Here is a 21,609-nt window from a genome sequence, read left to right on the forward strand (position 1 = left end):
TCAGGCCTCCGGCCCCGGAACGGACATCCCCGTATGCGCACCGGATTTCTAGGCAAGGCGATTCTGGCCCTGCTACAACTGAGTACCCTTGGCTGGCTCTATCACCTCGCCGGTGTGGATGTCCTGGCCCCCGCCCTGATTCTCTGCCTGCTGCCCTGGATTGGTCTGCCCTGGTTCTACCCGCCCTCAGACCAGCCGGCGACTATTGCGCCAGGCCCCAGCACAACCGACAACACGGACCTCAGTGCTCGCCTCTCCCGCGCGACCAGCCAAAACGCCATTGCCGCAGCCGAGGTCGCCCACTCAGTCGAGCAGTTGCGTCAACGTCAGCAATCACAGCTGCTTGCCATTCGGCAGGTCACCGACAGCGCGCAGCAAATTGCCACCGAGGTCGACGCCACCAGTCAGTATGCCGAACGCGCCGACAATGCTGCCGAACAGGCCCGCAGCCGCAGCCAGGAAGGCCGTAACGCGTTGGACCAAGCCACTCATGTCATGCATCAACTGGCAGCACAGGCAGATGAATCCAACGCGGTGCTGGAAGAGCTCAACGCCCAGACCGAGAAGATCGTGCAAGTGACCGGGGTGATCGAAGCCATCGCCAGCCAGACCAACTTGCTCGCCCTCAACGCTGCCATCGAAGCAGCACGCGCTGGAGACATGGGCCGCGGCTTTGCCGTGGTGGCCGACGAGGTTCGTGCTCTGGCCGCCCGCACCGCCGCCTCCACCTCCGAAGTGGGCGACATCATCGAGCGCATGCATCAACAGAGCAAACGGGTGAACGCTGACTTCTCCGCATTGGTAGAGCAGGTACGCGGCGGCGTAACGCTGATCGAGGATGCCGCCAACCAGCTTGAAGCCATCAGCGCCCAAGGTAGCGAGGTAAAGGCGGTAACCGAGCAAATTGCGGGCAGCAGTCTGACCAACCGTGACCAGCTATCAAGTTTGAGCACTGCTCTGGAACAGGTGCGCAGTGACATTGAGCAAAGTGATGAGCAAACCCAACGCCTCGGCGGCGAAGCGGTCAATCTGGTCTCGCTGGCCGAGCAGGTCAGCGAAATGCTGGCAGACGTGGCGCTGGACGAGTACCACCAGCGCTTCTTCGATGCCGCACAGCAAACTGCCGCCGCCATCGAAGCGCGTTTTGAGGCTGACCTCGCCAGCGGGCAAATCCAGGAATCAGCATTGTTCGACCGCAATCTGACGCTGATTCCCGGCAGCAACCCGGCGCGCTATCGCAGCGCCTTCGACAGTTACACCGACCAGGTACTACCCGCCCTGCAGGAGCCACTGCTGCAACAGCACCCGGAGCTGGTCTATGCCATTGCGGCCATTCCCTCGGGTTATGTTCCAACCCACAACAAGCGCTTCAGCAAGGAGCCGACTGGTGATCCGCAGCACGACACCCTGCACTGTCGCAGCAAGCGTCTGTTTGATGACCCAACCGGCCGGCGTTGCGGCAGCCACGAGCAGACCCTACTGCTGCAAACCTACAAACGCGATACCGGGGAAGTAATGCACGACCTGTCGGTACCCATCATAGTGAAGGGGCGGCACTGGGGCGGGCTGCGGCTGGGGTATAAGCCGGAGCAATAGGCCGATGGTGGCGGAGCCTGCGGCGTTCACCACCCTACGGAACTTCGCACCCGGCCGTAGGGTGGATTAAGCGCAGCGTATCCACCATGCCCTGCGCCGCACACGAGCCGGCGTTAAGGCAAAACGCCGGAATACCAAGATCAGGCAGCCGACTCCAGCGGCCCTTCCAGCCGGCAGGTCACTGCGTCCGCACAGGTCTCCCGGCGCAGACTATCAAACAACGCGCGCGCTTCAGGGTAATGCTGGCCGAGCATGGCCAACCACTGCTTTAGCCGCCCCGGCGAGTGACGATCTACCACCCGCAGCCGAGTCTGACGGAAGAAGTCACCGAGCCAGGGCCACAGCTCATCCCAGCCAAGCACGGCCTCATCGGCATCCTGCAGAATGCGCAGCCCCAGGTCCGGGCATCGCACCAGTCCACGCCCGATCATCACGGCATCACAGCCGCTGACTTCACGAATCCGGCGATAGTCCTCGGTGCTCCACACCTCACCATTGGCAATCACCGGGACATCAACCGCTTCGCGAATGCGCGCCAGCCACTCCCAATGCGCGGGCGGCTTGTAGCCTTCCACCTTGGTGCGCGCATGCACGGTAATCTCGCTGGCACCACCGTCGGCGAGGGCCTGCGCGCACTCCAGCGTCTGGCTGGTATCGGTCAGCCCCAGTCGCATCTTGGCGGTAACAGGAATGTGCGAAGGCGTTGACGCGCGGACGCTGGCAACGATCTCGCGCAGCAGCTCCGGCTCGGTCAGCAGCGCCGCGCCGCCACGATGGCGGTTGACCGTCTTGGCCGGGCAGCCGAAGTTGAGGTCAATCGCCGGAGCATCCATCGACGCCAGCAGCGCGGCGTTCTCACCCATCCAGTGCACATCCGAGCCGAGCAACTGCGGGCGAACCGGCACACCGGCCCGGGTGCGCCAGCCGTGTTCGCTTTCCGGCACGCTGCGGCGAATGGTGGCGACGTTGAGCAGCCCTTCGGTCACGCGAATAAACTCGCTGACGCACCAGTCGATCCCGCCGATGCGGGTCAACACATCGCGCATCGGCGCGTCGGCCAGCCCTTCCATCGGGGCCAGCACGACCGGGCCCTTTGTCCGCTTAGAGCCGCTCATGGGCTTATGCCGTGCTCCGCCAACATGTCGAGCAATTGCTGTTCAGTCCAGACGTTCACACCCAGTTGCTCGGCCTTGGCCAGCTTGCTGCCGGCACCGGGCCCGGCGACAACGCAATGGGTCTTGGCCGACACGCTCCCGGCGACCTTGGCACCGAGGCTTTCCAGATGCCCTTTGGCAACATCGCGCGACATGGCTTCCAGCGTGCCGGTCAGTACCCAGGTCTGCCCGGCCAGAGACAGCCCGCCGGAGGCTTCCGCGCGGGGGCTCTCCCAGTGCATGCCGAAGTCGCGCAGCTGTTGTTCGATGGCTTCGGCGCGGGCGCGCAGCGACTCGCTCTGGAAATACTCGCGCAGCGCCTTGATCGCTTTGTCGTTCAGGCGCTCGACCTGCTTCAGATCCAGCCAGTCAGCGTTGATGATCTTTTCCAGACTGCCGAACTGGCTAGCCAGCCGCTCGGCGCCGGTATTAGCGATGCCCTGAATATTCAATCGCGCCAGAAAGTCGGCCAGCGAGACGCAAGCAGCAAACTCGGCCGCCAGCACGCCCGGCTCGTCAGGCGTTACGCCGCGTTCCAGCAGTTGATCAATCACCTGTCGGTTGTGCGAATCGGCAAAGAATGAATGAATCTCGTGGGCCACTTCCAGCCCCACATCCGGCAGATAGACCAGCACTTCGGGCAACGCCCGCTCGATGCGCTCCAGCTTGCCCAGCGCGCGGGCCAGCAGTTTGGCGGTTTCTTCTCCCACATCGGGAATGCCAAGGGCATAGATGAAACGAGCCAGCGTCGGCTTCTTGCTATCCTGAATGGCGGTCAGCAGGTTCTTTGTCGACAGCTCCGCGAAGCCGTCCAGCGCCAGCACCTGCTCGTAAGTCAGACGGTAGAGATCAGCCGGCGAGGCAACCAGACCGGTATCAACCAGCTGTTCGACACTCTTCTCGCCCAGTCCGTCGATATCCATTGCCCGACGCGAGACAAAGTGGATGATCGACTGCTTAAGCTGCGCCTGACAGGTCAGCCGGCCAACACAGCGGTAAACCGAGCCTTCGCTGGTGGTAGAACCCGACTTGCCGCGTTTGACCAGTTGGGTGCGCTCGACCGCAGAGCCACACACCGGACATGCCGTTGGCACCTCGACCGGGCGCGCATCGGCCGGGCGACGCTCGGTAACCACCTGCATCACCTGGGGAATCACGTCACCGGCGCGGCGGATGATCACGGTGTCACCGATCATCACGCCAAGCCGGGCGACTTCATCCATGTTGTGCAAGGTGGCGTTGGACACGGTTACCCCTGCCACCTGGACGGGCTTCAGCCGCGCCACCGGCGTCACCGCACCGGTGCGTCCAACCTGAAACTCGACATCCAGCAGCTCGGTCAGCTCTTCCATTGCCGGAAACTTGTGGGCAATCGCCCAGCGCGGCTCCCGAGCACGGAAACCCAACTCACGCTGGTAGCTCAGCTGGTTGACCTTGAACACCACGCCGTCGATCTCGTATTCCAGCGCGGCGCGGCGCTCACCGATATCGCGGTAGTAATCCAGCGTGCCGTCGACGCCCTTCATCAGCTTCAATTCACGGCTGATCGGAATACCCCAGCCCTTGAAGGCCTGCAGAATAGCGTACTGGTTGTCAGGCAGCTCGCCGTCGACCCGGCCAAAGCCATAGCAGCAGAACTCCAGCGGCCGGCTGGCGGTGATGCTCGGATCAAGCTGGCGCAGGCTGCCGGCAGCGGCGTTACGCGGGTTGGCGAAGGTCTTGCTGCCGGCTTCACGTGCGCGTTCGTTCAGCGCTTCAAAGCCGGCCTTGCTCATGAACACTTCACCACGCACTTCCAGCACTGCAGGCCAGCCTTCGCCGCGCAGCTTGAGCGGAATATTGCGAATGGTGCGCACGTTAGTAGAGATATCTTCACCGGTAGCGCCATCGCCTCGGGTAGCACCGCGCACCAGCAGGCCGTTCTCGTACAGCAGACTGACTGCCAGACCGTCGAGTTTAGGCTCGCAGCAGTATTCCACCTCGGCGCCGCCACCGAACAGGTCGCCGGCTGGCAGGTCCAACCCTTCACGCACCCGACGGTCGAAATCGACCATGTCCTGTTCGGCAAAGGCGTTACCCAGACTAAGCATCGGCACTTCATGCCTGACCTCACCAAATCCCGCCGCCGGCGCCCCACCCACCCGTTGGGTCGGTGAGTCGGAGGTAATCAGATCGGGGTGCTCCGCCTCGATGGCCTTGAGCTCATTGAACAGCCGATCGTACTCGGCGTCCGGCACAGCGGGCTCGTCAAGGACGTAATAGCGGTAATTGTGCTGCGCGATTTCTTCGCGCAGAGCAAGGGCGCGTTCGGCGGGATTGGCTTGCTGGGTCATTGGGCGACGCGATCAGTGGCTGACAGGTCGCCCATTGTAACCAAGCGCCATGCCCGCGTCAGGCGGTCAGAGCGTGGTTGGAGGGATTAGCGCCGCTGACTGTAGTTAAGGCGCTCAAACTCAGCGATGCGCTGGCGGTAATGCTCGATGGTCTGTGCAGTCAGTACGCTGCGCTGTTCGTCTTTCAGGTCACCGCCCAGTTCGTGGGCCAACTTGCGTGCGGCGGCGATCATCAGATCCAGCGCCTGCTTCGGATGACGCGGGCCTGGCAGCCCCATGAAGAAACTGACGGCACGGACATGACTCTGATCCAGCTCATCCAGGTCAAATACGCCCGGCTTGAGCGCGTTGGCCATGGAGAACAGCACATCACCATTGCCACTCATGCTCTCGTGTCGATGGAAGATGTTCATATCGCCGTAGCGCAGACCGCTTTCAAGAATGCTCTGGTGCAGCGCTGACCCGGCAAAACCCTCTTCGTCACGGGCGACGACGTTGATAACCAGTACCAACTCGACCGGTAGCGGCTGTTGCTCAGGGCGCTGCGCAGCGGTACTCGCGGCGGCCTGTTCCGCAGGCTTGCCCTTGCTGCGTGGCTCGGCGACGACCGGGTCAACCAGCACCGGCGGCTCGTCCAGATCCAGACCAACCTGCTCGGGTTCGTGCCACTTTTCCTCATCTTTGAACACCAGCGTGTCCGGCTTATCGTCACCAAATGACGGCTCGGCACGATCCTGGCGGTTGACGACACGCGGCGGTCCGAGCAGCTCGTCGCTACCCTCCTCCGGGAGGTCAGCGAGGTTGCGTTCGAGTTTAAAGCGAATTTTTGATCGCCCACCCATGCGCCGCCAGCCATCAAACAGAATGCCGGCGATCACCAGCAGGCCAATGATGAAAAGCCACTCACGCAAACCAAAATCCATGAATACCCGTTCCTGTCGTCACTTTGCTGATCGGGCGGCTGGCTGCCCGCCTCTCGTCTGGCCGGATGCTAGCACGGCCGCCATCAAAACTACACTGCCGCCAACGCCGCAGCCTCTTCCACGTCTACTGTGACCAGCCTTGAGCAGCCTGGTTCATGCATGGTGACCCCCATCAACTGATCAGCCATCTCCATCGCGATCTTGTTGTGAGTGATATAGATGAACTGCACCCGCGCCGACATCTCCTTCACCATACGCGCATAACGGCCGACGTTGGCATCATCCAGTGGCGCATCCACCTCATCAAGCATACAGAACGGCGCCGGGTTGAGCTGGAAGATCGAGAACACCAGCGCGATGGCGGTCAACGCCTTCTCGCCACCGGATAGCAGGTGGATGGTGCTGTTCTTCTTGCCCGGTGGACGCGCCATGATGGCGACGCCAGTGTCGAGCAGATCGTCGCCGGTCAGCTCCAGATAGGCATGGCCGCCGCCAAACACCTTGGGGAACAGCGTCTGCAGCCCTTGATTGACCTTGTCGAAGGTCTCCTTGAAGCGCGCGCGGGTTTCCCGGTCGATCTTGCGAATAACCTGCTCAAGCGTACTGAGCGCCTCTTCCAGATCGGCATTTTGCGCATCCAGATAGCGTTTGCGCTCTGACTGCTGGTCGTATTCTTCGATGGCCGCCAGATTGATAGCCCCTAGGCGCTGAATGCGCGCGTCCAGCTGGGCCAACTGCTGCTCCCAATCCGTCTCACTGGCGCCCTGCGGCAGGGTTGCGAGAACACCATGCAGATCGTAACCGGCCTCGGCCAGCTGTTCCTGCAGACCCTGACGACGGGTTTGCAGGTCGCGGGCGTTGAGTCGCTGTTCATCCAGCTGGGTGCGCAGCACCTGCGCCTGTTGCTCGGCCTGCACGCGGCGGGTTTCCTGCGCGCGCATCTGCTGGTCAACCCCTTCCAGCGCCTGACGGGCCGCGCCCAACTCCTGTTCAACGGTAATGCGCTGTTCGAGCAGGGTTTCCAGCTCGATGCGCTGATCGTCTTCCGGCGCCTGACTCTCTTCCAGCGTCATGCGCAGCTGCTCACGACGCTCTGACAGCCGCTCGGCCTGGACCTGCTGTCGCTCCAAGCCCTGCCGGGTGCTCTTGAGCTGTGCGTTAAGAGACTGCGCCCGCAGCGCCAACTGATGCGCCCGGTCCTTCTGCTGGCGAGACTGCTGACGTGCCAGATCAAGGGTTTCGCGGGCCAGATCACGCTGGCGCAACAGCTCTTCGCGCTGGCCGGTGTCTTCAGCCATGCTGTCCAGCGCCGCCTGCAGGGTCAGCCTGGCTTCGCCAATCTGCTCCAGTTCGTCGCCGCGCTGGCGCTTGAGTTCTTCCAGATCTTCGCCAATGCGCTGGCGACGGGCATTGATCTGCTCCAGGCGCACCTGACGAGCTGACCATTGCGCCTTGATTTCGCCGTGCTGACGACCGGTGCCGGCCAAGGTCTGCTGCAGCGCATCGCGTTCAAGCTCAAGTCGCCGTAGCGCTTCACGTAACTGATCGACCTTCTCCTGCCCCGCTTCCAGCGCGGCCTGCTGCTCATCAAGACTGGCCTGCAGCTGCTCCATCTCCTGCTGACGGGCAAGCACGCCGGTCTCACTGGCCTCGCCACGACGGAACCGCAGCCAATTTGGGCCGACCCAATGGCCTTCGCGGGTAATAAAGGATTCGTGCGCCGCCAGTCCGGCGCGCGCGCCCAGCGCCTGGGCGAGATTGTCGGCCGGGCGAATACTGGCCAGCCAGGGGCTCAGGTCCAGCTCGCTGCTGACCTTGTCCAGCAGGCTGCCCGGCGCGCTGACCGACTCGCCACCGCGCTGCAGCAGGCGCAGGCTGCCCTGTTCAAAGTCCGCCAGAGTCGCATCGAGCTGGGCAAAATCGTCGAGCGCTATGGCCTGCAGGTCGTCAGCCAAGACCGCTTCAACTGCCCGTTCCCAGCCGTTATCGACCTGCAGCTGCTCGGCCAGCAGGCCGTGACTCTGCACACCCTGCTCCGCCAGCCAGTCACCAACGTCGCTGCCCTTGGCCAGCGCCGCCTGCTGCAGCGCTTCCAGGGAGGCGAGACGGCCGCTGCCACGCTGCAGCTCGCCACGGTGAATATCCTGTTCCTGCTGCAGCGCGTTCAGCGCCTCGCGATCCTGCTGCAGGCGCTCGCCAACGTCAGCGAGCTTGAGTTGATCGGTTTCACTGCGCAGCTCCAGCTCGGCCAGTTGCTCGGCCAGTTCGGCCAACTCATCATCCAGCGAACCTGCGTTCAGCCCGCTGCGTTCGTCTTCCAGGCGCTGGATACGCTCGCCGAGCCGTTCGACCGACTGCTCCATATGGCGAATACGCGACTGCTCAACCTCGGCCTGCTGGCGTGGCTCGGCGGCGCGCTGGTTGAACTGGTCCCAGGCGCTCTGCCAGTTCTGCATGGCGTCTTCAGCGCTTTGCAGCGAGATGGCGATGTCTTCTTCGGCGGCGCCGGCCATTTCAAGCTCGGGTTCAATGCCATCCAGTTCCGCCTGCAGGTCCGCCAGCAAGGCTTCGTCCTGGGTCAGGTGGCTCTGCGCTTCCTGCCAGGCCTGCTCGGTTTCCTCAATGTCGCTATGCAACTGACGCTGGCGATCACGGTTGAACTGCAGAATCTGCTCGATGCGACTGATATCGGCACCGACACTGTAATACTGGGCCTGCACCCGGTTGAACGTCTCGGTCAGGTCGCTGTGCTGATCACGCTGTTTTTCGATCTCGCTGTCGGCGTTGCGCTGCTCGGCAACCAGCGCCTCCAGCGCCACCTCAAGGTCACGCACCCGGTGCTCACGCTGCCCGACCTGCTCGTTCAGCGTTTGCCAGCGCAGCGCCTGCAGCTGAGCCTTAAGCTGCCGTTCTTCAGCCTTGTATTCCTTGTATTTCTCGGCCGCCTGCGCCTGCCGGTGCAAATGCGCCAGCTGGCGCTCCAGCTCTTCACGCAGGTCGGTCAGGCGCGACAGATTCTCGTGGGTACGGCGAATGCGGTTCTCGGTCTCGCGGCGGCGATCCTTGTAGCGGGAAATGCCGGCGGCTTCCTCGATGAACAGCCGCAGATCTTCCGGCTTGGCTTCGATCAAGCGGGAAATCATGCCCTGCTCGATGATCGAGTAGCTACGCGGGCCTAGGCCAGTGCCCATGAAGATATCGGTAATGTCGCGGCGACGGCACTTGGTGCCGTTGAGGAAATACTGGTTCTGCGCTTCGCGGGTGACCTTGCGGCGAATGGAAATCTCGTTGTAACCGGCGTATTCACCCTGCAGAGTGCCGTCACTGTTGTCGAACACCAGTTCGATAGACGCCTGGCCGACCGGCTTGCGCGAGTTGGAACCGTTAAAGATAACGTCGGTCATCGACTCACCGCGCAGGTTCTTGGCCGAACTTTCACCCATGACCCAGCGCACCGCATCGATGATATTGGACTTGCCACAGCCGTTCGGCCCGACCACCGCACCCATGTTGGTCGGGAAATAGACCGTCGTTGGATCAACGAAGGATTTGAAGCCGGCCAGCTTGATGCACTTAAGTCGCATTGAGGGGCATATCCTTGCACTGCCTTGTCGCTGATCGAACCGACCAGCAAACCCGCATTTTTACCCGGTCTGCACGCCCATGAGAAGCCCCTTGGGGCAAATCGCTAGCCTGATCTCTCTGCTTGCGGCACACTTTCAGCGCCGCACTATCCAGGGATACCAGAACGATCATGGCCGCAGAACCTCGCCTCGACAGTCTCTACAGCAAAATCATGAACGAAGAAGACGCCCGGGTCTGCAAGGACATCCCCGACTCAGCCTGCTCGGACGTGCCGCAAAACTTCTTTCTGCAGGTTCTGGCCAATACCCTGACCAGCCTGGGCGACACCCTGACCAACCCGAAAACCACCCTCGCCTGGCTGCTCGGCGTAGTCGGGGCGCCGGTCGCGCTGATTGCCTGGCTGGTACCGATTCGCGAGTCCGGCTCGATGCTGCCGCAGTTACTGATTGCCGCATGGATACGCCGTCTGCCTTACCGGCGCGGTGTCTGGGTCGTTGGCAGTCTGCTGCAGGCGGCAGCGCTACTGGCGATGGGCGCAGTGGCCTGGTTCTTCGAGGGGGCGCTGGCGGGCGGCCTGATTATCAGCTGCCTGATCATCTTCAGTCTGGCCCGCGGGCTGTGCTCGGTTGCCAGTAAGGATGTGATTGGCAAGACGGTACCCAAGACCCGCCGTGGCCGCCTAAATGGCCTGGCTACCAGCCTGTCCGGCTGGCTGGCCCTGGCGTTCGGGGTCTACTGCCTGATCTATCCACCGAGCGACGACGATATGCTGTTCTATGCCGCGTTGCTGGTCGGCGCCGCGCTGCTCTGGATGCTGGCGGCGCTGGTCTACCGGCGTATCGACGAGGCCCCGGGAGCGACCGAGGGTGGCGGCAACGCCTTGAGCCATGCGCTCGGCAATATCAGCCTGCTGCGGGATGATGCGCCCTTTCGGCGCTTTGTTATCACCCGCGCGCTGCTGCTGTGCTCAGCGCTGTCGGCACCCTACTACGTGGTACTCGCCCGAGATGTGGAAAGCGGCTTTGGCATGCTGGGTGCTTTTCTGGTTGCCAACGGCCTGGCCAGCAGTCTGAGCGCCGGTGTTTGGGGACGGATGTCGGACGCATCCAGTCGTCAGGTGCTGATTCGCGCCGCGTTGCTGGCAAGCCTGCTGGGGCCGGTGGTAATTGCCATCGACCGCTGGGCAGCGCTGCCTGACGCCGTGCACGCCTGGCTGTTCCCGGTGGCGTTCTTCGTGCTCGGTATCGCCCACGCCGGCGTGCGGGTCGGCCGCAAGACCTATGTGCTGGACATGGCCGGCGGCAATAAGCGCACCGATTATGTCTCCGTAGGCAACAGCGTGATCGGCCTAATCCTGCTGGGGACGGGCCTGTTTGGCCTGCTCAGCTCAGTGATCGGTGCAGCCGGCATGCTGCTGTTGTTGTCGGCAATAGGGCTGTTGGGTGCGTGCCTCGCCGTCTCCCTGCCCGAGGTACAACAGGATTAATCAGAGCGCTTGAATCCAGTCACGGGCGGCCTCCACCTCGCAAGTAGGAAAGACCTTAACCTCAACCTGGGGCAACAGGCGCCCGGTCAGACCGACCACAATCTCAAGCCAATGCTGATCGGTAACAACCGCTTCCCGTTCGAAGCGACTCCAGTGGCCAAGACTGTATTTCAGGTCGCTGAAGAATGCCTCGGCAGACATCCCTTCGAATGCAGGCATTTCAACGTAAACCCGAGCCTTGGGGTAGTGCGCCAGCTTCTCATCAAGCAGCCGACAGATCTCATCCAGCATGTCGCTGGTGATCTTGCCTTCAATGCGAAGGCCAAGCACCTTATCGTTGGCAAAGGGAATCTGGGTGTACATGGCGGTCGCCTCCTCTCTGCTCGAAGCCTCTGAAAAGGCCGTGCAGTGTTGGACAACCGGGGGCGACAGTTGATCCCCGGCCGGTCGGCCGGGGATCTGCAAGGGTTACTCGACCGGCTGGTTGATAACCAGTTGATAGACTTGATCGGACCCGGCGTGCACATCATCCACGCGGCCCAGATGAGTCCCACTGCGAGCGTCGCCGTCGAGCGACACGCGTGCAACCAGCTCCAGCGGCTGTTCAGCGCTCAGATGCACACCGGGCAGCATGGCATTGGCTTCGCTCAGACTCAGCTCCAGCGGCAGATCAGCCAGCGTCAGGCGCTTGGCCGCCAACGGCATCGGCGGGCCATTCGGATCACGAATGAAGACAAACACACTGGCATCGTCCGGCAGGGTCGCACGCAACGCCGGATCAATACTGATCCGCGCCTTGACCGCCAGTAGCACCGGCGCTTCCGGTGGCGTCTGCCCGGCATCAATCATGCGTTGACGAGCACGGTCGATCCCGCCCTGAATCGCCTGTGCACCGGGGCTGTCGGGCGCCATACCCTGCTGTAGCGCTTGCCAATAGCGGATGGCGCCAGCGAAGTCATCGGCCTCAAAGGCGGCGATCCCCAGCAGACCCAGCGCGGTAGGCTGCTGCGGGTCGAGCTCAATGGCCTTGTCCAGCGCCAAGGCGGACTCGGCATCGAGTTTGTTGCCGTTGGCGAAGTAACGGGCCTGCGCAAGCTGCGCCAGCACCTCAGGCTGCTCACCCAGCCGCGCCAGCGCATTGCCGAAGGCATCAGCCGCCTTCTCAGGATTCTGAGCGCTGATGTAGGCTCGACCAAGCATATACCAGGCTTCGCCGTTCTCCGGCTGCACCTTGACCACGCGCTGAGTGCGATCAATCAATGCCTCAAGCGAATCAACCTGCGGTGTGGCCTGCATCTCACGATACAGCGCCAATCCGTCGGCCGCGCCCCACTGACGATACAACCCGAGTACCGCGAGCGGCAGCACCAGCACGGCAATGACGACCAGCCAGGTCAACTGACGGGTCAACGGCGCCTGCCGTGCATCGGCTGTGGCGGTGTCTTCGAGCAGCAGCCTACTGGCCTCGCCCTTGGCCGCAGCAAGCTGGGCCTCGGTCAGATCACCCGCGCGCGCCTGCGCTTCGAGCTCGGCTACGCGCTCTTCATACAGCGCGACGTTCAGAGCGGTACGATCCACCCGATCCATCCGCTGACGACGGCGCAGCGGCCACAGCATCATCAAGGCCGCAACCAGCAACAGCGCGGCAGCTCCCAACCACAAATCAATCATCTTGACTCTTCTTGTTCAGCAGTTCGTCCAGTCGCCGCTGTTCCTGCGGCGACAGACCAGCATCCGGTGATTCGTTTGCCACCCGTTGCCGGCGGCGAACCAGTAAGACCACGGCCAGCACACCAACCAACAGAAACGCCAGTGGGCCAAACCAGAGCACCAGGGTGTCGCGGTTCAGCGCGGGCTTGTAGCGTACAAACTCGCCGTAACGCGCCACCATGTACTCGACAATTTCGTCATCACTGCGGCCGTCTTCGAGCAGGCGGAAGACCTCGTGCCGCAGGTCGGAGGCAATCGGTGCGTCGGAGTCAGCGATGTTCTGGTTCTGACATTTCGGGCAGCGCAGTTCGGAGCCTATGGCGTAGAAACGATCACGCTCCTGTTCGGAGCTGAAGTCGAAGGTGTCCACCGCCGCGTTGGCAGTGCCCAGCATCAACAACAGGCCGAGTGTCAGCCAATGCAGTGGCCGGCTCATTTGGCCTCCTCGACCAGTGCCTGGTAACGGGCCGCAAGGTCGGAGCTCCAGGCGCGGTCATCAATGACGCCAATGAACTTGTGACGGATGACCCCATTGGCGTCGATGAGATAGGTTTCCGGCGCGCCATAGACACCCAGGTCAAGCCCGAGCCGGCCATCGGCATCGCTGATGTTCAACTGGTAGGGATTATGGAAGTCCTTTAGCCACTTGATCGCGTCGGCGCTGTTGTCCTTGTAGTTGACCCCGTAGATCACCACACCTTCGGCGGCCAGGCGGTTCAGTACCGGGTGTTCCACACGGCAGGCAACGCACCAGGTTGCCCAGATGTTGACCAGAGCCGGGCCCTTGAGATCAGCCTGGGTAATCCGCGGCTCGCCGTCGATGACCGAGGGCAGATCGAAGGTCGGGAACGGCTTGTTCAACAACGGTGACGGCAACTCCAGCTCGGTGACGCCCTCTTCCTTGGTCATCAGGCTCTGCAGGAAGAAACCCGCCATGGCCAAAAACAGTATCAGCGGCAGAATCAGTAACAGACGACGCATCAGGCAAGCTCCTCGGTTACGCGATTAACGGGCCTCTCAGCGCGCTGACGCACCTTCAGGCGGTAGCGCTTGTCACTGGCCGCGAGCAGGCCACCCACCATCATCATCAGACCGCCGAGCCAGATCCAGCGCACAAACGGCTTGATATGAACCCGCATCGCCCAGGCATCGCCCTCAAGCGGCTCGCCCATGGCAACGAACAGGTCACGGGTGAAACCGGCATCGATACCAGCCTCGGTCATCATTTGATTCTTCACCCGATACAAGCGCTTCTCCGGGTGCAAAGTAGTCAGCAGGCGGTCATTGGCGTAGACACTGACGGTGCCCTGATCGGACACCCAGTTCGGCCCTTCACGGTGACGCACGCCATCGAACACAAAGGTATAACCACCCAGATCCAGGGTGTCGCCCGGCGCCATGCGCAGGTCACGCTGATTGTCGAACAGACTGGCACCCACCACACCAACGGCGCAGACAGCGATGCCGATGTGCGCCATGGTCATGCCCCAGTAACTGCGCGGTAACGCGCGAATACCGGCAACCAGCCCCTTGTTGCGGCTCTTGTGCAGAATGTCACGCACACTGGCGCCACACACCCAGATCACCAGCAGCAACAAACTGCCTACCGCCAGCTGATGGGCACCGATCCACAGCGCGATAGCCACCGCACCGACCGCGGCCAGCAGCAGCACCCACTTGAGCTGCCCGACCAGCCAGTCCAGCGGCGTCTGCTTCCAGCGGCTGAGAATACCGACACCCAGCGCCGCCATCAGAATCGCCATCAGCGGCAGGAACATGCCATTGAAATACGGCGGGCCAACCGATACCAGGGTATCGAACGCCGACATAATCAACGGATACAGGGTGCCGAGCAGCACCATCAGCGCCGCCACCACCAGCACCACGTTGTTGACCAGCAACAGCGCCTCGCGTGAGTTCCAGGCAAAACCGATCTGACTCTTCACCACGGGCGCGCGCAGGGCGTACAGCAACAGCGACCCGCCAACCACCACCAGCAGGAAGCCCAGTACGAACACGCCACGATCCGGATCGCTGGCAAATGCATGCACCGACGTCAGAACCCCCGAACGCACCAGGAAGGTTCCCAGCAGGCTGAGAGAGAACGCCGCGATGGCCAGCAACACCGTCCAGCTCTTGAATACACCGCGCTTTTCGGTCACCGCCAGGGAGTGAATCAGCGCAGTCCCGACCAGCCACGGCATAAAGGATGCATTTTCCACCGGGTCCCAGAACCACCAGCCACCCCAGCCGAGTTCGTAGTAGGCCCACCAGGAGCCAAGCACGATACCCAGGCTCAGAAATGCCCAGGCAACGATGGTCCAGGGCCGCGACCAGCGCGCCCAGGCCGCATCAAGACGCCCGCCCAACAGGGCGGCGATGGCAAAGGCAAAGGCGACGGAGAAGCCGACATAACCCATATAGAGCATCGGCGGGTGCACGATCAGACCGAAATCCTGCAGTAGCGGATTGAGGTCATTGCCATCGACCGGATGAAACGGCAGTTGGCGATCGAACGGGTTGGAGGTAATCAGCATGAAGCACAGAAAGCCGACGCTGATCATGCCCATGACAGACAACACGCGAGCCAGCATTTCTTCCGGCAGATCACGTGAAAAGATCGCCACCGCGAAGGTCCAGCCAGCCAGAATCATTGCCCACAGCAGCAACGAGCCTTCGTGACCCCCCCAGACCGCACTGACCTTGTAGTACCAGGGCAGCGCCGAGTTGGAGTTGAGCGCGACATAGGTCACGCTGAAGTCATCAACAACGAACGCATGCACCAGGCAGCCAAAGGCAAAAGTGACAAACAACCACTGCGCCGCCGCGGCCGGCTGGCCGAGACTCATCGCCAGGCCGTCACCGCGCCAGGCACCATAGAGCGGAACGCTTGCCTGCAGCACAGCCAGACAAAGTGCAATGATCAGGGCAATCTGCCCAAGTTCGGGAATCATGCCGTGCCCCTTATTCTGCTTGCGGTTGCTGAGCGGCCTTGTTGGCCATGGCGTCATTCATGGCCTTGGCCACTTCGGGTGGCATGTATTCTTCATCGTGCTTGGCTAGCACCTCGTCGGCCTCCAGCACGCCATCGGCGTTCACACGGCCGAGTGCGACAATGCCCTGCCCCTCGCGGAACAGGTCGGGCAGGATGCCGCTGTAGGCGATGGTCACCGCCTTGGCGCCATCGGAAACATCAAAGCGCACATCCAGCGAGTCGGTTGAGCGCTTGACGCTCCCCTCGACCACCATGCCCCCGGCACGGATACGTGCCCCTTCCGGCGCTTCGCCACTGGCTATCTGGGTCGGGGTGTAAAACAGGTTGATGTTCTCGCGCAGGGCGGTCAGCGCCAGTGCTACGGCAGCGCCAACTCCCAGCAGAACCAGCAGGATCAGAATCAGGCGTTTTTTGCGTGCGGGATGCATCAGGATTCCTCTCGCCGACGACGGCGTGCTTCAGCCTGCACCAGCCGACGACGTCCGATCATCGGGGTGAGGAACAACAGGATCAGAACTGCAGCCGTAATTCCGTAGGCAGTCCAGACATAGGGGCCATGGCCATCCATGGCAAAGAAGGTTGCCAGGTCACTCATGTATTGCTCTCCAGCGCGTCACGAACCCAGCGGGTCTTGTGCTCGCGCTTCAGAATCTCCAACCGCATGCGCATGAACAGGTTCAGCGTAAATAGACCGTAAAACGCCAGCACCATCACCAGCAGCGGCAACCACATTTCCGGCGGCATGGCTGGCTTTTCGGTCACGGTGAAAGTGGCTGACTGATGCAGGGTGTTCCACCAGTCAACCGAGTATTTGATGATCGGAATATTGATTACGCCGACAATCGCCATCACGGCTGTCGCCTTGGCCGCCGTGTCACGATTACTGATTGCCATGCGCAGGGCAATGATCCCAAAGTACAGAAAAAGCAGAATCAGCATCGACGTCAGACGGGCATCCCACTCCCAGTAGGTGCCCCACGTCGGCTTGCCCCAGATCGAACCGGTGATCAGCGCGACAAAGGTCATCCAGGCACCGATGGGAGCAGCACACTGCAACGCGACATCGGCCAGTTTCATGCGCCAGACCAGCCCAACCACCCCGGCAACCGCCAGCATCATGTAACAGGACTGGGCGAGAATCGCTGCCGGCACATGAATGTAGATAATGCGGAAGCTGTTGCCCTGCTGGTAATCCTCCGGCGCAAAGACCAGACCCCAAACGCTGCCGACAATCAGCGCCAGCAGACTGAAGACAGCGATCCACGGCATCAGTTTGCCGCTGATCTCATAGAACCATTTGGGCGAGCCCAGTTTGTGGAAAAACGTCCAGCTCATTCGCTGTTCAACTCCGCGCTTATTCGCCAACTCCGATTCGCAGGCCCGCCGCTATCGCCAGCGGGGCCAGACTCAATGCCAGAACTGCAAGGCAGCCCAGCCACAGCAGGTAGCCCTGAACCGGCAACCCCTGCAATGCCGCATCCATGGCCCCAGTGCCGAGAATCAACACCGGGATATACAACGGCAGAATCAACAATGCCAACAGCATGCTGCCCCCACCCTTCAAACCCACTGTCAGCGCCGCACCGATCGCACCCAACAGGCTCAGCACCGCAGTTCCCAGCAACAGGGTTGCACAGAGTACCGGTATCACCGTCCAGGGCAAAGCCAGCATCATGCCCAACACCGGTGTCAGCAGCACCAGCATCACCCCACACATCAACCAATGGTGCAGCACCTTGACCAGCACCAGCAGAGTGAGCGGGTGCGGAGATAGTACCCACTGCTCCAGCGAGCCATCTTCAAAATCGCCGCGAAACATGCCATCCAGCGACAACAGGGTAGCCAGCAACGCCGCTACCCAGATTACGCCCGCCGCCATGCGCTGCAGCAGCTCGGGCTCGGGGCCGACCGCCAGCGGAAACAGGGTGATGACCATGGCAAAGAACACCAACGGGTTGAGCACCTCGCCGGGGCGACGCCAGGTCAGCTGCCATTCGCGACGCAGCAGTTGCCAGAGTACGTTACCCATTAGCTCATCCGCCCCAGCTCCAGGCGACGAACCTCGCTCAGGTGGTCCAGACTGTGATGGGTTGTCAGGACGGCAATGCCGCCTTGCCGGGCAAACGCCAGAATCTGCTGTTCCAGCGCCCGCACTGCGGTTTGATCCAGTGCGGTGAAGGGCTCGTCCAGCACCCAGATGGGTTTTGCGGTCTGCAGGCGCAGGCGCGCCAGCGCTACTCGACGCTGCTGCCCGGCCGACATCTGCCGGCACGGCACGTCTTCGTACCCGCGCAGACCGACAGCCGCCAACGCATCCCAGATGGCGTCACGCTCGACGGGGTGGTCCAGGGCGCACAGCCAGGAGAGGTTTTCCTCGGCGCTCAGGGTCGCCTTGATGGCCGTGGCGTGTCCAAGGAACAGCAAATGACGTCGCCAGTAGTCGCGCCCGCCACCGCTGAGGATAGAACGGTCAGCGTAGCGGATATCGCCCGAAGTAGCAGGCATCAGCCCGGCCAGGATACGCAGCAGGCTGGTTTTACCAGCCCCGTTGGGGCCTGCAACTTGCAGCACCTCTCCGGCTTGCAGACGGCAGTTCAGACCGGCGAAGAGCTCGCGCTCATCCCGTTCACAGGACAGGTCGATAATGTCGATCTGCTCAGCTGTCACCGCTGCTCCGTAGGCCACCATCAAGGTAGCGGTAAATTAATGGTCCCGCGCCAGCTGCCGCTATACTCTGTAGCCAGCAACGCCTGCGGGAACGCCCGTTTTCCAGCGGCGCCATTATACATGCCCCCCTTTTGCGAGGGACCTCGATTTACGTCAACATGTGACAGCATGAGCCCTGATTTTCGCCTGCCACCGACCAGCGTTACCCAGCCAACCGGCACCACCACTGCTGCGCCGGTGCGCCCGGCCGACGCAATTATGATGGCGCTGCAGCTATTGCGGCCAATTGACGCACAGCAGCTACTCGGTGGCGACCAGGCAAATGCGGAAGTAGTGCAAAGCAGCAACAAGCCCAACATCAGCGGCCAATTTGACCTGCTGCTGAAGATCGTCAAGCAGGACATGAGCGGCACAACCACCCTGCCCGCCAGCACTAGTCAGCCGGTCGCGCCGGGTACCCAGATGGTGGTGCAGGCCGTCACGCAGACCCAGCTGATCGCGGTCGTGCAGCAGGTCGCCTCACAGAACACCCAACTGCTCACCCAGCTCGACCCTGAGCAGTTTCCCGCTGGAACCCCCGTACAGGCACGAGTGATAAGCCAGCAGGCTATCCCGGCCAGCGTCAACCAGGCAGCGCGCTACGAGCTGGTTGCGCAGCTGGTGCAGCAAAGCCCGCAACAGACGCTGCTGAGCATCACCAGCGCCCGCCCAGTCGAGCCCGGCACCCAGCTCAACGCCACTGTTGGCAGCCAGGGTGAGCTGCGAGTACTGAGCAGTAGCGAGCAAGTTCGCCAGGCCGATCTGCTGCAGGGCCTGCGTGCTGCCTTTCAACAGCAGGCGTCATCGGAGTTGCTGCTAACTCGACTGGCCTCGCTGGCAGCGGCGCCGCAGGAACTTCCACCGGTTCCTGCGCTGCAACTGGCGATTGCCAACGTACTCAAACAGATCGTTGACGCCCCGCAGCTGATGACCGCCACCGGCGTGGCCAACGCCGTCGCCCAGAGCGGCAGCTTTCTGGAGGCCAACCTCGCGCGCCTCGCCGACATCATGAGCAAGCAGCAGAACGCAGAGGGCGCTGTCTCGGTGGACGGTAAACCGACCACTGCAACGGGTGGAGATTCCCCCAAGCCGGCACTGCCAGCACTGGACAAACTGCTTCCGCTGCTGGCTAGCCTGAGCGCCCCTCGCGCAACCGAACCGCTGGCCGGGGCGGATTTCAAGGGGGCTCTGGTCGGCCTGCTGGTCACCCTTCAGCAGCAATTGCCGGGTGCCGCGCTGCAACCGCCGCAGAACCCTGCTGGCCCCTGGCAACAGGCCATGCAACTCGCGCAACAGGGCACCAGCGTCAAGCCCGGACTCTTCCCCCTGCCAGCCCGCGCGCTCCAGGCACTGGGCGAGACCAGCGATCTGGGCAGCCTCTTGCGCCTTACTGCAGCACTGCTGTCGCGGATTCAGCATCACCAGTTGCAGAGCATGGGCCAGACTCAGACCTTCTCCGACGGCAGCAGCCAAACCACCTGGCAACTGGAGATCCCGTTGCGCGACGGCCAGCAGTTCAACCACGTACAGGTGCGAATTCAGCGCGACGAGTCGGCACCAACGCCACGTCAGCCCGAACCCGTGCCAGTATGGGAGGTCCGGCTGGCGTTCAACCTTGACCACCTTGGCAGCATGCAGGCCATCGCCCGCCTGCGAAACGACAAGATTAGCAGCGAGCTCTGGGCCGAGCGGCAGGAAACATTGGGCCTGATCAACAGTGAAATCGGCGCCCTGCGCGACCGCCTGCTGGCCAAGGGCCTCGATGTTGGCGAACTCAGCTGTCACCGCGGCGCGCCGCCACCACCACGCCAGCCGGTACAGCAGGGCTGGGTAGACGAGGTAACCTGATGAGTACTTCCCGCGAAGCAATCGCGCTGGTCTACGACGGCGGCGAACAGGCACCAACCATTACTGCCAAGGGCGAAGGGGATCTGGCTGAGCAGATCATCGACCTGGCCATGCAGTACGAAGTGCCAATTTACGAGAACGCCGAGCTGGCAAAGATGCTGGCACGCATGGAGCTGGGGGATCAGATCCCGGAGGCACTGTATCGGACGATTGCCGAGATCATTGCCTTTGCCTGGTATCTAAAGGGCAAGCGACCAGCCGGATTCGATCCGGACGCAAGCAAAGAGCGCACACTACAGCTGGAAAGGAAAAGGGAGGAGTAACGAAGGCAGACTTAGCTCTGGCGCGAGGCGTGCAGTTTGACGAAGAGTTCCGCTTCGGCCTTGGACAGGCCGCAGGACTGGGTCAGATCTTCAATACTGGCCCCCATGCCAACCAGCCGAGCCGCCTGACTGTATGGCATTGCCTGGGGGTCCGACTGCTCAAGTTTGAGCTGTTTGTCCTCAAGGCGCTTGACCTGCTGGCGCAGCGCCGTCAGCTCCTCACCCATGCGAATACTGCCCTGCTGGAAGGTCGTCAGATCACGGGCGAGCTGATCGATCCGGCTCTGCAATTGGGACTCGAGCTGCTGTTGCTGCGCCGGCAATCGACGTACCTGCGCAAACAACACAGCCAGAGCCACCAGCGCAACCAGCAGCAGGCCAAGTACGCCGCCCATCACCAGCAGCAGCCAGGGCTCACTCATCAATCAGAATCCCGACAGCTCGGCCCACTCATCTTCGGTCATCATCTTCTCGAGATCGACCAGAATCAGCAGTTCGTTGTTCTTGTTGCAGACACCCTGAATAAACTTGGCCGACTCGTCGGTACCGACGTTCGGTGCCGTTTCGATCTCGGACTGGCGCAGATACACCACTTCAGCCACGCTATCGACCAGAATGCCGACTACCTGCTTGTCCGCCTCGATGATCACGATGCGGGTATTGTCGGTAATGGGCGCAGGACTCAACCCAAAGCGCTGACGGGTATCGATGACGGTGACAACATTACCACGCAGATTGATGATCCCCAGAACATAGGAGGGAGCGCCCGGAACCGGGGCAATCTCGGTATGTCGCAGCACTTCCTGCACCTGCATTACATTGATGCCATAGCTCTCGTTATCGAGCCGGAAGGTCACCCATTGCAGGATCGGATCTTCAGCACCTTGTCCCGAATTATTCTTCATTGTCTTGCTTCCCGATCATCATTTAAGTCCAGGGTCACGGCGAAC

General features: G+C 62.0%; 20 protein-coding genes. 4 read left to right on the top strand and 16 right to left on the bottom strand.

Annotated elements, in window-relative coordinates; genetic code table 11:
• Positions 1-33: 33 nt before the first annotated feature.
• Positions 34-1,596 carry a methyl-accepting chemotaxis protein gene (locus ACKPCU_RS15145; RefSeq protein ID WP_321347978.1) on the top strand — a complete coding sequence of 521 codons (1,563 nt, stop codon included), beginning with the start codon at positions 34-36 and terminating at the stop codon, positions 1,594-1,596.
• Between the two features lie 140 nt (positions 1,597-1,736).
• Here ACKPCU_RS15145 and ACKPCU_RS15150 read toward each other — a convergent pair whose 3' ends face one another.
• From ACKPCU_RS15150 to smc, 4 genes are all read right to left on the bottom strand, one after another.
• Positions 1,737-2,711: a tRNA dihydrouridine synthase gene (locus ACKPCU_RS15150; RefSeq protein WP_321347980.1), complete on the bottom strand. Its 975-nt coding sequence runs from the start codon at positions 2,709-2,711 to the stop codon at positions 1,737-1,739.
• Entirely contained in the window at positions 2,708-5,083 is a 2,376-nt protein-coding gene (gene ligA, locus ACKPCU_RS15155) for an NAD-dependent DNA ligase LigA (protein ID WP_321347982.1), read from the bottom strand. The genes ACKPCU_RS15150 and ligA overlap by 4 nt, the downstream gene beginning before the upstream one ends.
• Before the next feature lie 86 nt (positions 5,084-5,169).
• Entirely contained in the window at positions 5,170-6,006 is an 837-nt protein-coding gene (gene zipA / locus ACKPCU_RS15160) for a cell division protein ZipA (protein WP_321347984.1), read from the bottom strand.
• An 89-nt stretch (positions 6,007-6,095) separates the two neighbouring features.
• Positions 6,096-9,590 carry a chromosome segregation protein SMC gene (gene smc / locus ACKPCU_RS15165; RefSeq protein ID WP_321347986.1) on the bottom strand — a complete coding sequence of 1,165 codons (3,495 nt, stop codon included), beginning with the start codon at positions 9,588-9,590 and terminating at the stop codon, positions 6,096-6,098.
• Positions 9,591-9,760: 170 nt separating this feature from the next.
• Here smc and ACKPCU_RS15170 point away from each other — a divergent pair, with 170 nt between their 5' ends.
• Positions 9,761-11,077, top strand: a complete 1,317-nt coding sequence (locus ACKPCU_RS15170) for an MFS transporter (protein WP_104737820.1) — start codon at positions 9,761-9,763, stop codon at positions 11,075-11,077.
• Here the strand turns inward: ACKPCU_RS15170 and ACKPCU_RS15175 are convergent, their stop codons facing one another.
• The 10 genes from ACKPCU_RS15175 to ccmA all read right to left on the bottom strand — a co-directional run bounded on the left by ACKPCU_RS15175 (position 11,078) and on the right by ccmA (position 18,470).
• Entirely contained in the window at positions 11,078-11,440 is a 363-nt protein-coding gene (locus ACKPCU_RS15175) for a SpoIIAA family protein (RefSeq protein ID WP_104737821.1), read from the bottom strand.
• A 105-nt stretch (positions 11,441-11,545) separates the two neighbouring features.
• The gene (gene ccmI / locus ACKPCU_RS15180; protein ID WP_321347991.1) at positions 11,546-12,748 is read right to left on the bottom strand and encodes a c-type cytochrome biogenesis protein CcmI; all 1,203 of its coding nucleotides are present in this window, start codon (positions 12,746-12,748) and stop codon (positions 11,546-11,548) included.
• Positions 12,741-13,223 (bottom strand): cytochrome c-type biogenesis protein, encoded by a 483-nt coding sequence (locus ACKPCU_RS15185; protein WP_321347993.1) that lies wholly within the window; start codon positions 13,221-13,223, stop codon positions 12,741-12,743. The genes ccmI and ACKPCU_RS15185 overlap by 8 nt, the downstream gene beginning before the upstream one ends.
• Positions 13,220-13,768, bottom strand: a complete 549-nt coding sequence (locus ACKPCU_RS15190; RefSeq protein ID WP_321347995.1) for a DsbE family thiol:disulfide interchange protein — start codon at positions 13,766-13,768, stop codon at positions 13,220-13,222. Before ACKPCU_RS15190 ends, ACKPCU_RS15185 begins: the two co-directional genes overlap by 4 nt.
• The gene (locus ACKPCU_RS15195; protein ID WP_321347997.1) at positions 13,768-15,741 is read right to left on the bottom strand and encodes a heme lyase CcmF/NrfE family subunit; all 1,974 of its coding nucleotides are present in this window, start codon (positions 15,739-15,741) and stop codon (positions 13,768-13,770) included. The genes ACKPCU_RS15190 and ACKPCU_RS15195 overlap by 1 nt, the downstream gene beginning before the upstream one ends.
• Before the next feature lie 10 nt (positions 15,742-15,751).
• A complete protein-coding gene (gene ccmE, locus ACKPCU_RS15200; RefSeq protein ID WP_104737826.1) occupies positions 15,752-16,210 on the bottom strand; it encodes a cytochrome c maturation protein CcmE in 459 nt (152 codons plus the stop codon).
• The gene (ccmD, locus tag ACKPCU_RS15205; RefSeq protein WP_104737827.1) at positions 16,210-16,377 is read right to left on the bottom strand and encodes a heme exporter protein CcmD; all 168 of its coding nucleotides are present in this window, start codon (positions 16,375-16,377) and stop codon (positions 16,210-16,212) included. Before ccmD ends, ccmE begins: the two co-directional genes overlap by 1 nt.
• Positions 16,374-17,117 (bottom strand): heme ABC transporter permease, encoded by a 744-nt coding sequence (locus ACKPCU_RS15210; RefSeq protein WP_321348000.1) that lies wholly within the window; start codon positions 17,115-17,117, stop codon positions 16,374-16,376. Before ACKPCU_RS15210 ends, ccmD begins: the two co-directional genes overlap by 4 nt.
• 19 nt (positions 17,118-17,136) lie before the next feature.
• Entirely contained in the window at positions 17,137-17,811 is a 675-nt protein-coding gene (ccmB, locus tag ACKPCU_RS15215) for a heme exporter protein CcmB (protein WP_104737829.1), read from the bottom strand.
• The gene (gene ccmA, locus ACKPCU_RS15220) at positions 17,811-18,470 is read right to left on the bottom strand and encodes a cytochrome c biogenesis heme-transporting ATPase CcmA (protein WP_321348002.1); all 660 of its coding nucleotides are present in this window, start codon (positions 18,468-18,470) and stop codon (positions 17,811-17,813) included. Before ccmA ends, ccmB begins: the two co-directional genes overlap by 1 nt.
• A gap of 147 nt (positions 18,471-18,617) precedes the next feature.
• On the opposite strand from ccmA, the gene fliK reads away from it, so the two are divergent.
• A complete protein-coding gene (fliK, locus tag ACKPCU_RS15225) occupies positions 18,618-20,336 on the top strand; it encodes a flagellar hook-length control protein FliK (protein WP_321348004.1) in 1,719 nt (572 codons plus the stop codon).
• Positions 20,336-20,659 (top strand): EscU/YscU/HrcU family type III secretion system export apparatus switch protein, encoded by a 324-nt coding sequence (locus ACKPCU_RS15230; RefSeq protein WP_321348005.1) that lies wholly within the window; start codon positions 20,336-20,338, stop codon positions 20,657-20,659. Before fliK ends, ACKPCU_RS15230 begins: the two co-directional genes overlap by 1 nt.
• Before the next feature lie 11 nt (positions 20,660-20,670).
• Here ACKPCU_RS15230 and ACKPCU_RS15235 read toward each other — a convergent pair whose 3' ends face one another.
• Complete coding sequence (locus ACKPCU_RS15235; RefSeq protein ID WP_229744279.1) at positions 20,671-21,081, bottom strand: DUF2802 domain-containing protein; 411 nt, start codon at positions 21,079-21,081, stop codon at positions 20,671-20,673.
• Between the two features lie 3 nt (positions 21,082-21,084).
• Positions 21,085-21,564, bottom strand: coding sequence for a chemotaxis protein CheW (locus ACKPCU_RS15240; RefSeq protein WP_321348008.1), 480 nt, complete (start codon positions 21,562-21,564; stop codon positions 21,085-21,087).
• Positions 21,565-21,609 lie beyond the last annotated feature (45 nt).

It is taken from the genome of Halopseudomonas oceani, from assembly GCF_963677335.1.
Lineage (GTDB): Bacteria > Pseudomonadota > Gammaproteobacteria > Pseudomonadales > Pseudomonadaceae > Halopseudomonas > Halopseudomonas oceani.

What these genes read in the sequence shown, in the direction of transcription:
- ACKPCU_RS15195 (WP_321347997.1), bottom strand. Translation starts at nt 15,741, where the DNA reads ATGATTCCCGAACTTGGGCAGATTGCCCTGATCATTGCACTTTGTCTG.
- ccmE (WP_104737826.1), bottom strand. Translation starts at nt 16,210, where the DNA reads ATGCATCCCGCACGCAAAAAACGCCTGATTCTGATCCTGCTGGTTCTG.
- ccmD (WP_104737827.1), bottom strand. Translation starts at nt 16,377, where the DNA reads ATGAGTGACCTGGCAACCTTCTTTGCCATGGATGGCCATGGCCCCTAT.
- ccmA (WP_321348002.1), bottom strand. Translation starts at nt 18,470, where the DNA reads ATGGTGGCCTACGGAGCAGCGGTGACAGCTGAGCAGATCGACATTATC.
- ACKPCU_RS15150 (WP_321347980.1), bottom strand. Translation starts at nt 2,711, where the DNA reads ATGAGCGGCTCTAAGCGGACAAAGGGCCCGGTCGTGCTGGCCCCGATG.
- smc (WP_321347986.1), bottom strand. Translation starts at nt 9,590, where the DNA reads ATGCGACTTAAGTGCATCAAGCTGGCCGGCTTCAAATCCTTCGTTGAT.
- ACKPCU_RS15210 (WP_321348000.1), bottom strand. Translation starts at nt 17,117, where the DNA reads ATGAGCTGGACGTTTTTCCACAAACTGGGCTCGCCCAAATGGTTCTAT.
- ACKPCU_RS15240 (WP_321348008.1), bottom strand. Translation starts at nt 21,564, where the DNA reads ATGAAGAATAATTCGGGACAAGGTGCTGAAGATCCGATCCTGCAATGG.
- zipA (WP_321347984.1), bottom strand. Translation starts at nt 6,006, where the DNA reads ATGGATTTTGGTTTGCGTGAGTGGCTTTTCATCATTGGCCTGCTGGTG.
- ACKPCU_RS15185 (WP_321347993.1), bottom strand. Translation starts at nt 13,223, where the DNA reads ATGAGCCGGCCACTGCATTGGCTGACACTCGGCCTGTTGTTGATGCTG.
- ligA (WP_321347982.1), bottom strand. Translation starts at nt 5,083, where the DNA reads ATGACCCAGCAAGCCAATCCCGCCGAACGCGCCCTTGCTCTGCGCGAA.
- ACKPCU_RS15235 (WP_229744279.1), bottom strand. Translation starts at nt 21,081, where the DNA reads ATGAGTGAGCCCTGGCTGCTGCTGGTGATGGGCGGCGTACTTGGCCTG.
- ccmI (WP_321347991.1), bottom strand. Translation starts at nt 12,748, where the DNA reads ATGATTGATTTGTGGTTGGGAGCTGCCGCGCTGTTGCTGGTTGCGGCC.
- ccmB (WP_104737829.1), bottom strand. Translation starts at nt 17,811, where the DNA reads ATGGGTAACGTACTCTGGCAACTGCTGCGTCGCGAATGGCAGCTGACC.
- ACKPCU_RS15190 (WP_321347995.1), bottom strand. Translation starts at nt 13,768, where the DNA reads ATGCGTCGTCTGTTACTGATTCTGCCGCTGATACTGTTTTTGGCCATG.
- ACKPCU_RS15170 (WP_104737820.1), top strand. Translation starts at nt 9,761, where the DNA reads ATGGCCGCAGAACCTCGCCTCGACAGTCTCTACAGCAAAATCATGAAC.
- ACKPCU_RS15175 (WP_104737821.1), bottom strand. Translation starts at nt 11,440, where the DNA reads ATGTACACCCAGATTCCCTTTGCCAACGATAAGGTGCTTGGCCTTCGC.
- ACKPCU_RS15145 (WP_321347978.1), top strand. Translation starts at nt 34, where the DNA reads ATGCGCACCGGATTTCTAGGCAAGGCGATTCTGGCCCTGCTACAACTG.
- ACKPCU_RS15230 (WP_321348005.1), top strand. Translation starts at nt 20,336, where the DNA reads ATGAGTACTTCCCGCGAAGCAATCGCGCTGGTCTACGACGGCGGCGAA.
- fliK (WP_321348004.1), top strand. Translation starts at nt 18,618, where the DNA reads ATGAGCCCTGATTTTCGCCTGCCACCGACCAGCGTTACCCAGCCAACC.